This is a genomic window from Halobacillus halophilus (genome assembly GCF_020171985.1).
GTDB classification, from domain to species: domain Bacteria; phylum Bacillota; class Bacilli; order Bacillales; family Halobacillaceae; genus Halobacillus; species Halobacillus halophilus_A.
Genome location: NZ_JAIVAL010000007.1, coordinates 27,999 through 41,356 on the forward strand (window position 1 = coordinate 27,999; position 13,358 = coordinate 41,356).

At 43.0% G+C, this 13,358-nt stretch carries 12 protein-coding genes; 4 read left to right on the forward strand and 8 right to left on the reverse strand.

What is annotated here, in order from left to right; translation table 11 throughout:
• Positions 1-12: 12 nt before the first annotated feature.
• The 3 genes from LCM11_RS12425 (at position 13) to LCM11_RS12435 (ending at position 1,989) form a co-directional block, all read left to right on the forward strand.
• Positions 13-669 (forward strand): MtnX-like HAD-IB family phosphatase, encoded by a 657-nt coding sequence (locus LCM11_RS12425; RefSeq protein ID WP_224894609.1) that lies wholly within the window; start codon positions 13-15, stop codon positions 667-669.
• On the forward strand, positions 662-1,714 hold the full coding sequence (locus LCM11_RS12430; protein ID WP_224894610.1) for an iron-containing alcohol dehydrogenase family protein: 1,053 nt from the start codon (positions 662-664) through the stop codon (positions 1,712-1,714). The genes LCM11_RS12425 and LCM11_RS12430 overlap by 8 nt, the downstream gene beginning before the upstream one ends.
• Before the next feature lie 83 nt (positions 1,715-1,797).
• Positions 1,798-1,989, forward strand: coding sequence for an H-type small acid-soluble spore protein (locus LCM11_RS12435; RefSeq protein WP_224894611.1), 192 nt, complete (start codon positions 1,798-1,800; stop codon positions 1,987-1,989).
• 69 nt (positions 1,990-2,058) lie between these two features.
• Here LCM11_RS12435 and LCM11_RS12440 read toward each other — a convergent pair whose 3' ends face one another.
• Positions 2,059-2,823: a TIGR02206 family membrane protein gene (locus tag LCM11_RS12440; RefSeq protein WP_224894612.1), complete on the reverse strand. Its 765-nt coding sequence runs from the start codon at positions 2,821-2,823 to the stop codon at positions 2,059-2,061.
• A gap of 496 nt (positions 2,824-3,319) precedes the next feature.
• Here LCM11_RS12440 and LCM11_RS12445 point away from each other — a divergent pair, with 496 nt between their 5' ends.
• Positions 3,320-3,904 (forward strand): YgjP-like metallopeptidase domain-containing protein, encoded by a 585-nt coding sequence (locus tag LCM11_RS12445; RefSeq protein WP_224894613.1) that lies wholly within the window; start codon positions 3,320-3,322, stop codon positions 3,902-3,904.
• Positions 3,905-4,116: 212 nt separating this feature from the next.
• On the opposite strand, the gene LCM11_RS12450 is transcribed toward LCM11_RS12445, so the two are convergent.
• The 7 genes from LCM11_RS12450 to LCM11_RS12480 all read right to left on the reverse strand — a co-directional run bounded on the left by LCM11_RS12450 (position 4,117) and on the right by LCM11_RS12480 (position 13,295).
• Positions 4,117-4,932, reverse strand: coding sequence for a GNAT family N-acetyltransferase (locus LCM11_RS12450; RefSeq protein ID WP_224894614.1), 816 nt, complete (start codon positions 4,930-4,932; stop codon positions 4,117-4,119).
• A 136-nt stretch (positions 4,933-5,068) separates the two neighbouring features.
• A complete protein-coding gene (locus tag LCM11_RS12455; protein WP_224894615.1) occupies positions 5,069-5,386 on the reverse strand; it encodes a YciI family protein in 318 nt (105 codons plus the stop codon).
• Between the two features lie 249 nt (positions 5,387-5,635).
• The gene (locus LCM11_RS12460; RefSeq protein ID WP_224894616.1) at positions 5,636-8,329 is read right to left on the reverse strand and encodes a heavy metal translocating P-type ATPase; all 2,694 of its coding nucleotides are present in this window, start codon (positions 8,327-8,329) and stop codon (positions 5,636-5,638) included.
• Between the two features lie 39 nt (positions 8,330-8,368).
• Entirely contained in the window at positions 8,369-8,740 is a 372-nt protein-coding gene (locus LCM11_RS12465) for a metalloregulator ArsR/SmtB family transcription factor (protein WP_318246153.1), read from the reverse strand.
• Positions 8,741-8,956: 216 nt separating this feature from the next.
• On the reverse strand, positions 8,957-10,087 hold the full coding sequence (ald, locus tag LCM11_RS12470) for an alanine dehydrogenase (RefSeq protein WP_224894618.1): 1,131 nt from the start codon (positions 10,085-10,087) through the stop codon (positions 8,957-8,959).
• 21 nt (positions 10,088-10,108) lie between these two features.
• The gene (locus LCM11_RS12475) at positions 10,109-11,449 is read right to left on the reverse strand and encodes an aspartate aminotransferase family protein (protein ID WP_224894619.1); all 1,341 of its coding nucleotides are present in this window, start codon (positions 11,447-11,449) and stop codon (positions 10,109-10,111) included.
• Between the two features lie 262 nt (positions 11,450-11,711).
• Positions 11,712-13,295, reverse strand: a complete 1,584-nt coding sequence (locus LCM11_RS12480; protein WP_224894620.1) for a PucR family transcriptional regulator — start codon at positions 13,293-13,295, stop codon at positions 11,712-11,714.
• Positions 13,296-13,358: the final 63 nt, after the last annotated feature.

Sequence of the window (13,358 nt, forward strand, 5' to 3'; positions counted from 1 at the left end):
GAGGGATGAACGATGAAAAAATGGGCATTCGTTTCAGATTTTGATGGTACGATCTCGACTAAAGATTTTTACTGGGTTATCATTGAGAAATACTATCCGGAAGGCCGAGACCTTTTTAAGAAGTGGAAGGCAGGTCATATGAAGGACATCGAATTTTTACGCTCGATCTTCACATCCATCAACCAGCATGAGGAGCAGATTATCAAGGATATCCTCAATATCCCGATCGATGAGTATGTCCCGTCTTTTATTCAGCACGTACAGAACAATGGAGGAGACTTTTATATTCTAAGTGCCGGTACAGATTACTACATACACCACATTTTAAAAGAATACAACATTCAAAATGTGACCGTTTATTCTAATGAAGGATATTACGAGAACCTCAATGTTCATTTAAATATTGATCCTTCCCACCGGCATCATTCGGAACGTTACGGAATCGACAAATCCAAAGTGGTACAGGAGCTGAAACAGGAATACGAAACCGTGCATTTTGCCGGCGACAGCGAGCCCGATTCGCACCCAGCTGTTTATGCCGATGCCACCTTTGCTAAAGATGCTCTGCAGAAGATTCTAAGCGAGAAGAATGTACCCTATACTCCTGTGAAAACGTTTAGAGATATCCAGACTGATTTAGAGAAAAAAGGGTTTTTGTCACATGACTAATCCCATTACAAACATTCCGATTCCAGCTATTCTGGAAATTAAGAGCGGCATCATCTACCATCTTCAGGAGATTTTTGATCGTCATGGATTTGAAAATATCCTCATGCTGTTTGATTCATTTACGATGGATCAATGGGAGTCAAACATCAAAGATTCTCTGTCCACTACCAAAGTGGATACAGTCCTTATGCAGCCTCATGCCGAGGTTCATGATCTGATTAAGCAAGCTTTTTCCTTACAAATGTATGATGCGATCGTTGCGGTGGGCGGAGGAGCCGTGATTGACTGCGGTAAATATATGGCCTTTTCCCGCCAGACTCCTTTTATCAGCATTCCAACGTCAGCCTCTAACGATGGATTTGCAAGCAGTAATTGCTCATTAATGATTGATGGGAAGAAAACAACGGTTCCTGCTAAAGTCCCGTATGGCATCATTGCCGATCTTGATATTATACAAAACGCACCTTCCCCCTTTATCTTAGCTGGCGTAGGAGACCTGATGTCCAATATTACAGCCCTGTATGACTGGGAATTCGAAGATCGTCAGGGGATAAGCCAGGTAAATGCGTTTGCGTCCATGCTTAGTAAAAAAGCGGTAAACAGCTTTGTTCGAACGCCTATGCAGGACATTCAGGATCCTACTTTTTTAAAAGAGCTCGTCAGTTCATTAACGATGGGCGGAGTGGCCACCATTATCAGCGGAAACAGCTCCCCCATCAGCGGCTCCGAGCATCTGATTTCCCATGCGCTTGATAAATACGCTGAACATCCTCACATGCACGGGATTCAGGTGGGAATCGCGACGTATATTATGGCAAATGTTCAGGAACATCGTGCCGAACGGATGCAAAAAGTGTTTAAACGGACAGGCTTTTTTGATTATATAAAAACGCTGGAAGTGAAGAAAGCCGATTTCAAAATGGCTATTGAAAACAGTCCAGACATCAAGCCGCACCGCTATACGTATTTGCATGATAAGAAATACCAGCGTAAAGCACTGGATTTTCTGGATCAGGACCCGATGCTTCAAGAAATATTACGATAGTTACGCAGGAAAACCTCTCTTTAGAGAATAGCTCTGACCTTTGAAGCAAACATTAGAGATATGAAAAAAGGAGGATACTGCTTATGAACAAAGAACGCGCTAAAGAAATTTTCCATTCCCCCGAAATGATTGCGGTTACCCATGAGGACAGACCGGTTTACATCGAAGAAGTGATTGAAAGAAGTGAAACCGCAAGAATCCATCCCGTCGATCAGCCGAATATTTTTCAGGAAGTTCCTTTGTACGAACTGAAGGAAACGGAAGCACAGCATTAATAAAGAAGCCGCATTCAGGCTCCGGCCTTAGATGCGGCTTCTTTTTTTATGTAATTTTTCAATCTGTTCCTATAGATAATGATACTTTTCATCTTTTAACCCGGTGCTCTTTTTCCAAATTCGCATGAGTGAAATAAAGCGATATAACCCATACATGCCAAGAAATATGCCAAAGCAGAAGATTTCTAAATTGACGTAGTACCATACCCCTTCCCCAAGCGCATCAAGCGGAGTACTCACATCAGGGGTACCGGCCAGAAACAAGTAGTTCGTACCGATTCTCCGGTTAAGGAAAAAGATAAAAACAGCATAAAGATTCAAATAACCAAACATCATTAAAAGTGAACGGAACGTGATACGTGCAGAACTAATCAGAATTAAAAAAATGCCAGTCCAGGCCAAAGCCATATGGTGCAGGAAAAATTTCAAAAATCGAAAATGCGGAAACGAGTAAAATACCTCCGGCGTTAATAACGTTACGACTGGCGGAATAATCCCAATGAAATATACAATCTGTATGACTTTGTGCCGATAAAAAAGGAGCGCACCCATTCCAAGAAAAGATGCGATTCCGCACAAGTGAAGCGGTGCATGATCTTCCATATTCCAGTTATTGTTCGCAAGCCCCCAGAACGTCTGCCCAATTTCACAACCGAGCAATAGAGCAAATAAACTCCATCTTACCCATTTCTGCAGCTTATTATTTTTTCGTAACGAACGGTGAAAAATCAGCAGCAAAGCCATTCCGGAAAAAAGAATAGCGAGCATAATCAGGTGACTCGGTGATAAAAATTCGAATCTGTCTTGTATTTCAATATTAAACCAATCCGGCATCCCATCCTCCTTCCAACCTTCTGTTCAGGAAATACATTCCTTAACCTTAGTACGATTGACCAGTTAAATGGTTTCAGATTAATTTGAAAGGGTATCATAAGTAATAAGCAAAAATACCCAAGGAGTAAATCCTATGAACCAAGATATCCTATTACTATCTAAGATTACCTCCAGAGATAAGAAAGCCTTAAGCGATCTGTACGATAAGTACGTACACTACCTCTATAATTTGATTCATCGATACATAACAGAAGTCCATCGAATCGAAAAAGTTATAAGAAGGTTATTTGATTGTATATGGAAAGCCCCTCAATCATTTTCCGAAAGTCAACCTTTTTCAAAAACGATAACCATCTTCTGCCTGAAGATCATTCAGAGAGAAAAAACTTGTAGTCCCTGTAATTACTAGACTGTAAAGCTTCTATCGACAAGTTTTTTTGACGCTTCTGCCCCACTCTATTAAAATAGTAGAGAACACAAGGAAAGGGGCGTCCCTATGCCGGAGTTAACTCATGAGGATTATAAGATCCACTATGATTTACATACCAAACCTACGATTTATTACGTAAAGATTTATATGGATGAATTGAATGGAGCTCAAGTTACCGCTCCAGAGAAAAGAAAGCCTGAATTAATCGAAGCATTTCTTAAGAAGAAGGCTGCCTGGATGAAAGAAACATGGGAAAAGCATCACGCCGAGCTGTACCATGTTGATCGCCTTTCCATGGAAGAGGGGCAGAAAATCAATTACCTAGGCCGCTCTTATCAATTAATTCTAAACGAAGGCCATGACTACGCTTTTTCCTTCAACAAAGGTAAATTCCTTTTCACCTATCCCGAGGATGAAAAAGAGGACCAGGCTAATAAAAAGCTGATCGCACTTGCGAAAGAGTGGTTAAGGGAGAAGTCTGAGAAAAAATTCTCCGACCTTCATTCCAGATCCATTTCCCCTGAGGAAGATGCCGCCCGCTTAGGTAAGAAGGACCGGGATGCGATCGTATTGAATTGGCGATTGATTCAACAGCCTAAAGAATCCATAAAAGAGAACATCCAGAAGCTAATTGATGAAGAAACCTGTTAAATTCCTGATCGATAGGAATTCATAAAGCTTGCAGAGCGACAAACTGTCTCTGCAAGCTTTATGAATATATACAATGTATTGAAAAACATAATATGAAAAGGCAGCGTTTGATTGCCCTTCACATTTCGGATAGCTTGAATCCCCTTAAAAATAGCCTGTCCGGGGGCTTTGTCTATGAAAGCCTCCAATGGGGTAAAAGAAGCGCGTATAGTTTATTTCTTCATCCACACCTGCTCGATCATTTGCTGAGGGGCTCTGCTCTTATACACCTCATACACTGGATGCTTGTGGGGGACGTTAAAAGCGACGACCCGGTAGCCGGAAAAATGTTGCTCGACACTTGAAAGCAATAAGTCATAGGAAGCTTTCCCATCAATCGCTTGTAATTGAAATAAGGTCAGCGTATGTTTCGACTGTTGATTCAGGACTACATATCCAAGCGTGTCACCTTCATCTTTAATAGCATAAATTTCTCGACGATCTACAAATGCAATCTTATTCTGCCAGGGGACCGGCTCTTTGATAACACCAAGCTCCATCCAATCATAAAGGGAAACCAGCTTCACCGTATACGGAGCTCCTCCACTCTTTTCAAACATCATTCTCATCGTCGATAATCGGTCATACACAACATACCCGTATTTTTCATATAAACGGATGGCTCCTTTATTATCAGAAATGGCTTCAAGAGTGGAGACCTCCACCTTTTTCTCCTTAAACAGGTCCTCTGACATCTGAATAAGTTCACGCCCCACACCTCTTCCTCTATAATCAGGATGTACAGCCGTGCCACCGTTATAAGCGGTTAACTTGCCATCGATTGGCTGAATACTGTTCAGTATGATTCCGACTGGTTTTGCGCCATCGTAGACCACGAACGAATATTCTGGCGATAGTTTCTTCGAGGCAAGGGTCTGAATAAACGTATCAGCCGTCATTTGTATCTCTACCGAATAATCCTGAAATCCTTCATTCATGGCAGTTAGAGCGTCTTCGATAGAGCTATGAAGCAATGATTTGATTTCCATTACAATTCTCCCTTATCCATTCGACTTGAGTATAGAAAAGTGAACCATCTGATCCTCCACTGTAAAATAGAATCGTTCTCAATAAACGATCCCTTTTCCTGCAGAATGGAATTCGATATACGGTTAACCTTCTCCGTTATTTCCTATTATGCTCTTTCCTTTTTAGAGCAGTTCTATAGGAGAAAACTTCACCTGACATAATCCCATGTTTAATCACAGGGTCTTCATTCATAAACATTTCTGCCTTTTCATCGTTTTCTTCCTCAAAAATAACAATCCCAAAACCCTTATCATCATCTCTCTCTGTTTTACCAGCTGTGATTACTTTGCCATCCTCACAGCAGCCTTTCAATCTGGCAAAGTGCTGTCTAACCAGACCTTCGTCATGTTCGGTCCAATTTTTTTCTTCGTATAGCCGGGGAATAAGCTTTAACACGTAAATGTACTCTCTCACAAAACCACCTCTTCTTTTCTAAATATCCATTCCATTATTTTTTCAACAAAAAAAGGTATGTTCCTTCTTGAACGTAATTTCTTCCAGAGAGTTCATGCAAGCTATTCTTTCCAGACTCTCATCTAATACAAGAGTCTTATTACGCGGGAAGTTTTGTTAAAGACACATTTTCTTGCCTGGGTTCAGGACTGTAACTAGCTTCCTCATGTTACTCAATCATATCGTAAAAAAATAGAGAGGCGCACCTCTCTATTTTTGTCTTAATAATCTCATGCTGTTTAAAATAACGACCAGAGCCGCTCCTGTATCACTTAAAACGGCCATCCATAATGTCAGGAAACCCGGGAAAATCAACAGCAATGCTGCAAGTTTTGTAATTAAGGAAAACCAGACATTCTGTTTAATAATCTTTAAGGACCGCCTGCTTAACTTGATGGTATAGGGAAGTTTTTCTAAGTTATCAGCCATTAATACAATATCGGCCGTTTCCATGGCTGTATCTGCACCTGCACCTCCCATGGCAATACCGAGATCGGCTGTCGCGAGCGCAGGTGCATCGTTAATACCATCTCCGACCATCGCTACACGTTTTCCTTCTGCCTGCAGCTTTTTGACGGCCGTTACTTTTTCTTCAGGCATCAAGTCGGAGAAGTAGCGGTCTACCCCTGCTGAATCGGCCACCTTTTTAGCGGTACCTTCATTATCCCCGGTCAGCATAACCATTTCCTTAAGCCCCGTGCTTTTCAGTGCTTGAATAGAGTCGATCGTGATCTCTCGTATGGTGTCCGCTACGCCTATCACTCCTAGTATTTCGGTGCGAGTGCCCACGATGACGAGAGATCCCCCGTCGCCCTGGATAGAATGAATTTGGTCACGAATTTTTTCAACGGAGATGTCCAGTTCTTCAAATAGTTTAGGGTTACCGGCAAAGTAATCGACTCCATCCACCGTGGCTTGTGCTCCTTTTCCTGCAATCGCCTGGTAATTCAAGCCGTCTCTTACACCAATCTCCCTTTCCCTTGCATAATCCGTAATCGCTTTAGCAATGGGATGTGTCGAATGAGCTTCGATTGTATGAGCGATACGGATCAGTTCGTCAGGCTTGCCATTCAGCGCAAATACTTGAGATACTCTCGGTTTTCCTTCTGTTAAGGTACCGGTTTTATCAAAAGCAATCGCCTGAACAGCGCCTGCTTTCTCAAGGAAAGTTCCTCCCTTAATTAACACTCCGTTTTTGGCTGCATTTCCAATCGCCGACACAATCGCGACGGGCGTAGATATGACAAGAGCACATGGACACGCAACTACGAGTAAGGCAAGACCTTTATACACCCATTCGCCAAAACTGCCGAAGCCGGTAAGAGGCGGAAGCACCATCACAAGCAGCGCCATACTGAAAACAATTGGTGTGTAGACCCGGGCGAAACGATCTACGAATGCTTGAGTTGGAGCTTTTTTCTCCTGAGCCTCTTCTACGAGATGAATAATGCCTGCAATCGTTGTATCTTCCACCAGCTTTGTTACGCGGATCTCAAGAGAGCCATGCTCATTAATCGTTCCTGCAAAAACGGTATCGCCTTCCATTTTATCAACTGGAAGAGACTCCCCTGTAATCGGGGCCTGATTGATGCTGGAAGAACCTGATACGACTTCCCCATCAAGAGGCAGCTTCTCTCCTGGTTTAACGAGAATTCTGTCCTGTATGGAAATATCCTCAACAGGTTTCCTTACCCACTCGTTTCCTACTTTCACAGTAGCTTCAGACGGGGCAAGATTAATGAGGCTACGAATCGAATCCCTTGTTCGCTCAATGGATCTATTTTGCAGCGTGTTTCCAAGAGCAAACAGCCATACAACCATTGCACCTTCAAACCACTCTCCGATTAGGGCAGCACCTATAGCAGCAGAAGCCATTAGAACGTTCATATCCAACGAGCGGCTTCTGATGGAATAAAAAGCACTTCTGGCCGGCTTATATCCTCCAATTGCGATGGAAGCTGCATAGAGCAGGGTGATCAGTAAGGCTGGAAGATTTGTAAAAGAACCTATAAAACCTAGGGCCAGTAAAATACCTGAAAAAGTGGTTCTTGTATCTTTTGGTTTCTTCTTAGTTTCATTACCTTCTGTTTTTCTTGAGGTTTCCAGAGAAGCTGTAAAACCTGATTTCCCTACTTCCTGAATGATTTCTTCTGATGAAGTATTATGATCAATCTGCATCTTGCCCGTAGAAAAATTCACCGTAACTTCATTTACCTTAGGCTGACTGCCAAGATGCTTTTCAATCGTTTTAGCGCAGGAACCACAATCCATCCCTTCAATAAGATAGGTTTGTGTATTCTTCTTCTTATCGGATTCTCTTTCAGCTTCAAAGCCTAACCTCCGAACAAGTCTGGGAACTTCCTGCAGAGTTTCCTCGTCTCTTGCCTCCACCTTGAGCTTCCCTGTTCCATAGTGAACCTCCACGGTTTGAAAACCAGCCTGCTGCCCCAGACTTTTTTCGATAGTGGCGGCACAGGAAGGACAGTCCATTCCAGAAACGTTGAAAACCGTTACTCCGGAGGAACGCGAAAGGGATGACTCTACTGTTTTCTGCCTTTCGCCCGTAGAAGTACTATTACTGCAGCAGCTGGACGTTTCTGATGTTTCTTCTTCGTTAGCTGCGTTACTTTCGTTACTGCAGCAAGAGGAGGTTTCCGTTGATTGAATTGCTTTATTATTTTCTTTGCTGCAGCATGAAGATGTTCCTGCTTCTTCCACATCCACATCTTCTTCTTTACTACAGCACGTTGAAGTTTCCGTTGACTTAACAGCTGTATCACTTTCTTTGCTACAGCATGTTGAGGTTTCCGTTGACTTAACAGCTGTTCGGCTTTGCCCGTTTACAAGCGAGGTGTTCTCGTTCGAACAGCAGCTGCTTTCTTGCTGTTTTTTAATATGGCTCATATAGCTGCCTCCGTTCTTATTGTCTGTTACATTCTTTCCTTACTTTTCATGGGCGTGAATCATCGCAATATTGACAAGCTGATGCACATGTTCATCGGCTAACGAATAAAAGACCAGCTTCCCTTCTTTTCGATATTTCGCTAAACCCATGTTTCGTAGTAAACGCAAATGGTGCGAGGCGGTAGCATTTGTGGAACGGATAATGTTGGCTACATCGCATACACACAATTCTTCTTCCAGCGTTAACGCGTAAGCAATTTTTAACCGCGTTGAATCGGATAAAGCTTTGAATATAAGTTCGACGCCCAACACTTCATCCATTTTGGGCTGAACGCGTTCAACGAGTTCCTCATCGTAACAAAACGTATCGCATGTATCTTTCTCAACTTTTTTTACTATCTTTTCACTCACAACGTTCACCTTCATTCTAATAATTGTTTGAATGTTTGTTTATAGTGTATGCTCTATACAAGTAAATAGTCAACCTTAATATTCAAATAATCATTTGAATATTAGAATGATCCTTACCTGCACGAATAAGCTGATAGCAGACTATTTACATGCATTAAAATAGCTTGCAGAAAACCAAATGGTTTCCTGCAAGCTATAATCGCTCCAAGTATAGATCTATGCATACGTTTCCGCCCTCAACGCATTCGCTGCATCCATAAAACGAAGCTGGTGGACTTCAGCCACTTCTTTATACGTTACATAGCCATTCACCACATTCAGCCCTTTTAACAAAGCTTCATTTTCAAGACATGCCCGCTCGTGACCCTTATTTGCAATCTGGATCGCATAAGGAATCGTCACATTCGTAAGTGCCAATGTTGAAGTCCGGGGAACAGCCCCCGGCATATTGCCGACCGCATAGTGTACCACTCCATGCTTTATATATATCGGATCATCATGCGTGGTTACGTGATCCACCGTCTCAACGATTCCTCCTTGATCTACGGCTACATCCACGATTACGGAACCAGCTCTCATCGCTTGCACCATCTCTTTTGTAACAAGGCGCGGGGCCTTTGCACCGGGAAGCAGGACCGCGCCGACGACCAGGTCTGCTTCTTGAACCGCTTCCTCTATGTTTAATGGATTGGACATTAATGTATTGATTGAAGAACCAAACAAATCATCCAGCTGACGGAGCCGCTCTGGACTTAGGTCAATCATGGTTACATCGGCCCCTAAGCCGACTGCAATTTTAGCAGCATTGGTTCCTACGACTCCACCGCCAATAATCGTCACCTTACCTCTTCTTACTCCCGGAACACTCCCCAGCAGGATGCCTTTACCGCTGCTTGGCTTCTCTAAATATTGAGCGCCTTTTTGCGTCGCCATGCGTCCAGCTACTTCACTCATGGGAGTCAAAAGGGGCAGCGTGCCGTCGGTTAGTTGAACTGTCTCATAAGCGATGGCTGCGACCTTTTTATCGCTTAGGGCTCGCGTAAGCTTCTCGTCAGCCGCCAGGTGAAGAAAGGTAAATAGGATCAACCCTTCAAAAAAGTAGTGATACTCTTCTGGAATTGGTTCTTTCACTTTCATCACCATGGCAGACGTCCAGGCTTCAGCCGCTGTATCTACAATAGTCGCGCCTGCTTGAGAGTAATCATGATCCGTAAAACCCGAGCCTTCCCCAGCGCCTTTTTCAAGCACTACTTCGTGACCTTCCTTTACGAGATTCGCAGTCCCCGCAGGAGTCATGGCCACCCGATTTTCATGATTCTTTAATTCTCTTGGAATCCCAATCTTCATCCGGTCTCTCTCCTTTTCTATCTAGAGCTGATGGAGTGCATCGACCAGCGTGTTAAGCAGTAATTGCATATCTTCTTCCTCGATGGTGAGCGGGGGCGACAGAGTGAGAACATTATTATAACCGGCCACCGTCATCCCGTTCTTACCTATTAATATACCCTGGTCTTTGCAATAGCCAATCACCTGGTTCACTTTGCTCACTTCAAGCGGCTCTTTCGTTTCTTTATCCTCCACGAGTTCAATCCCTATTAGAAGCCCTTTGCCGCGGATATCTCCTACATACTTATGAGTGCCCAGACGGTGACGCAGCTCATTTTTTGCCGCTTCTCCAAGTGCTCTTGATCGGTCGAACAGATTCTCTTTTTCCATGATCTCGATATTTTTAAGCGCAACGGCGCAGGATGCCGGATGACCGCCAAAGGTATTAATATGACGGAAAAAATCATACGGTTCGCTTCCGCAAAAAGCTTCATAAACCTCTCTTTTAACGGCAGTTGCCGAAAGGGGCAGGTATGCACTTGTTATTCCTTTAGCCATCGTGATGATATCCGGTTTGACGTCATAATTCATAAATCCAAATGGCTTGCCTGTCCGGCCGAACCCGCAGATGACTTCATCCACGATCATTAAGGCACCGTGCCGTTCACAAACAGCTTTTACTTCTTTCATATATTGCTCTGGCGGCACGATTACGCCTCCACCTGTAATAATCGGTTCCATAATGACTCCGGCGATCGATTCACTATGTTCCCACGTCATCACCCGGTCGATATCCTGTGCTCCCCACTGATCCTTCTCGCTATGATCATTTCGATATTCGTCAGGCGGTGCTACATGCAGGAATCCGGGACCCAGCGGCTCATACTTATACTTGCGCTGAGCCTGACCTGTCGCGGCGAGCGAGCTGGTAGAGTTGCCATGATACGCCCGGTATCTCGATATAAATTTAGTCCGGTAATAATCCCCTTTTTGCTGGTGGTACTGTCTGACCATTTTAAAAGCCGCTTCATTCGCTTCCGACCCGCTGTTGGAAAAGAAAATTACATAGTCATCACCTAAGAGCTGATTAATCTTCTCTCCTAATTTAATCGCGGATTCATGGCTCTGGGTCATTGGCATATAGGATAATTCTTTCATTTGCTCGAAAGCAGCCTGAGCTAATTCTTCTCTTCCATATCCTATATTGACGCACCACAACCCCGACATAGCGTCCAGATAACGGTTCCCTTCAACATCCGTAATCCAGGATCCTTTCGCACTCTTGGCTACCATCGTATCTTCAGGTTTATAAGGTTTCATTGAATGCCATACATATTTTTCGTCTTTGGCCAGCAAATCGCTCTTCACATCAGCTTTTGTCAACGGAGGAACCCCCTTGAATTAGAAATATAAGGTAATATTTTGAATTGTCTTAATTATCTAACATATACAAAGAACTTTCATTAGACATAGTGTCAAATGGTTAAAACGATCCTTTCACACATTGACTACACATCGGAGTAAACCGAGTTTCTTCTATTATATAGTGGCTTTATCCCTCTCCACTCACGTTTTTGTCCATAAAAAAACACTTATTCCATGTCAGAATAAGTGAACTGTCTATAGGCTTGGCTACATGAAGTAGTCAGCTGGAAATGGTTTTTTGATACTCATTTGCGAGCAGTGCGAACTCAAGGACCTGTCTCTTTTCCGATTCCATGAAGTCAGAGCCTAGCAGTTTCTCCAATTTCTCAAGTCTGTGGTATAAGGTTTGTCGCACCACAAAAACTCGGTCCGCTGTTTCTTTTTTGGACCCATTGCAGGATAAATACACCCTTAACGTTTCTAATAAGTTCGCATTGTGTTTCTCATCATATTGAATAATCGGCTCTAAATACTCCTCCACCAGTCCGTTCAAGTTGCTATGTTTATGTACGAGCGAGATGAGCCGATACATGTGCATATCTTCATAAAAATATTTAAAATGGCCGGCCGGCATTTTATCCTGAATCGACAAGGTTTCCTGAGCCGTTTGGAAACTTTCATGCAGAAGGTTTAATTGCCTTACAAATTTGCCTCCGGCTATTTGAAACGAAGCAATGCTTGCATCATTAAGAAGACTGATTTTCTTCAATCGCTCAATTCCTCGTTTAATTCTAATCTTCCAATCTTCTTCCCCTTTTTTATTGAGCAGAATAAAGGTTAATAAATGACGTTTTTCGACGGCAAACACGAAATATCCATTCTGATCGAAGATGTTATGAATCAGCATATTCAAGTACGCCAGGTCTAAATTATTGTCACGGCCCTCGGCCATTTTTAATTTTACCGTCAGGACGACGGCTCCTGAGACCGGCTGATGGATTTTGTAAAAGGATAAGTGGTCTTTAATCTCTTCAGGACTATGCTCGCCTTGCAGCCATTCAAGAAGCCATTCGGTTTCCCTGGCCTTCCGTTTTTCCTCTGTATAGAGTTCCCGCAACAAATACTGAGCTAAAGCCGTTGCTGTACGATCCAGGAGAAGCGATTCAAATTCGGTGAATTCCCGGCAACTGGAAACTAAATAAATGGTCGCAAACTCCCGTTCAAATACTTGCACGGGCTGTTTGACCAATTGCTTCGATGAGGTATCATGGATACGGGCAAGCATTGCCTCTCTTTCTTTTTCTCTCATTGCTGGAATTGTAACGACCCTGTGATCCTTAGCGATGTAAATTAACTGGCAGTTCACATACTGCTGTAAGTTTTTTAGTATTTCGAAATAGTTATCAATCTTTAACAGACGCTTATTTAAGCGTTGAGAGTAATCTTCTAAGTTTGTAATTAATTCATACTGCTGATTAATCAGGTGCGCATGAATGTCCTGGGTAATGTCCACGAATGAAACTTCCTCTTCAAAAATAATAATCGGAAAGTTGTTCTCATCAGCAAGCTGAATCGCTTCTTCCGGTATGTGATCGATAAAGCTTCCCAGTTCGATGCAGATCCCCGCTACATTCCGCTGAATCATTTGTTCCAATAATTTCAGAAACAGGCTTTCATCATCTTTCCACCCAAATCCCGTTGCTAACACTAATTCGCCGCCCTTTAAATTGCCACGGACTTCGATCATTTCAAACACGTGAACCCACTTCACTAGCCGGTCCATCCCCTTTTGACCAGCCACAACTTTCGCTGAAGCAAACAGTTTTCGATCCAATATGTTCTCTAGTGATACGCGATACTTCATAGAAATACCCCTCTTCAAACGTACTACAAAGCACCAGAAAAATCTAACTAATTGTGAGAAAAT

Coding starts and splice junctions, on each gene's coding strand:
- LCM11_RS12425 (WP_224894609.1), top strand. CDS start 13: ATGAAAAAATGGGCATTCGTTTCAGATTTTGATGGTACGATCTCGACT.
- LCM11_RS12430 (WP_224894610.1), top strand. CDS start 662: ATGACTAATCCCATTACAAACATTCCGATTCCAGCTATTCTGGAAATT.
- LCM11_RS12435 (WP_224894611.1), top strand. CDS start 1,798: ATGAACAAAGAACGCGCTAAAGAAATTTTCCATTCCCCCGAAATGATT.
- LCM11_RS12440 (WP_224894612.1), bottom strand. CDS start 2,823: ATGCCGGATTGGTTTAATATTGAAATACAAGACAGATTCGAATTTTTA.
- LCM11_RS12445 (WP_224894613.1), top strand. CDS start 3,320: ATGCCGGAGTTAACTCATGAGGATTATAAGATCCACTATGATTTACAT.
- LCM11_RS12450 (WP_224894614.1), bottom strand. CDS start 4,932: ATGGAAATCAAATCATTGCTTCATAGCTCTATCGAAGACGCTCTAACT.
- LCM11_RS12460 (WP_224894616.1), bottom strand. CDS start 8,329: ATGAGCCATATTAAAAAACAGCAAGAAAGCAGCTGCTGTTCGAACGAG.
- ald (WP_224894618.1), bottom strand. CDS start 10,087: ATGAAGATTGGGATTCCAAGAGAATTAAAGAATCATGAAAATCGGGTG.
- LCM11_RS12480 (WP_224894620.1), bottom strand. CDS start 13,295: ATGAAGTATCGCGTATCACTAGAGAACATATTGGATCGAAAACTGTTT.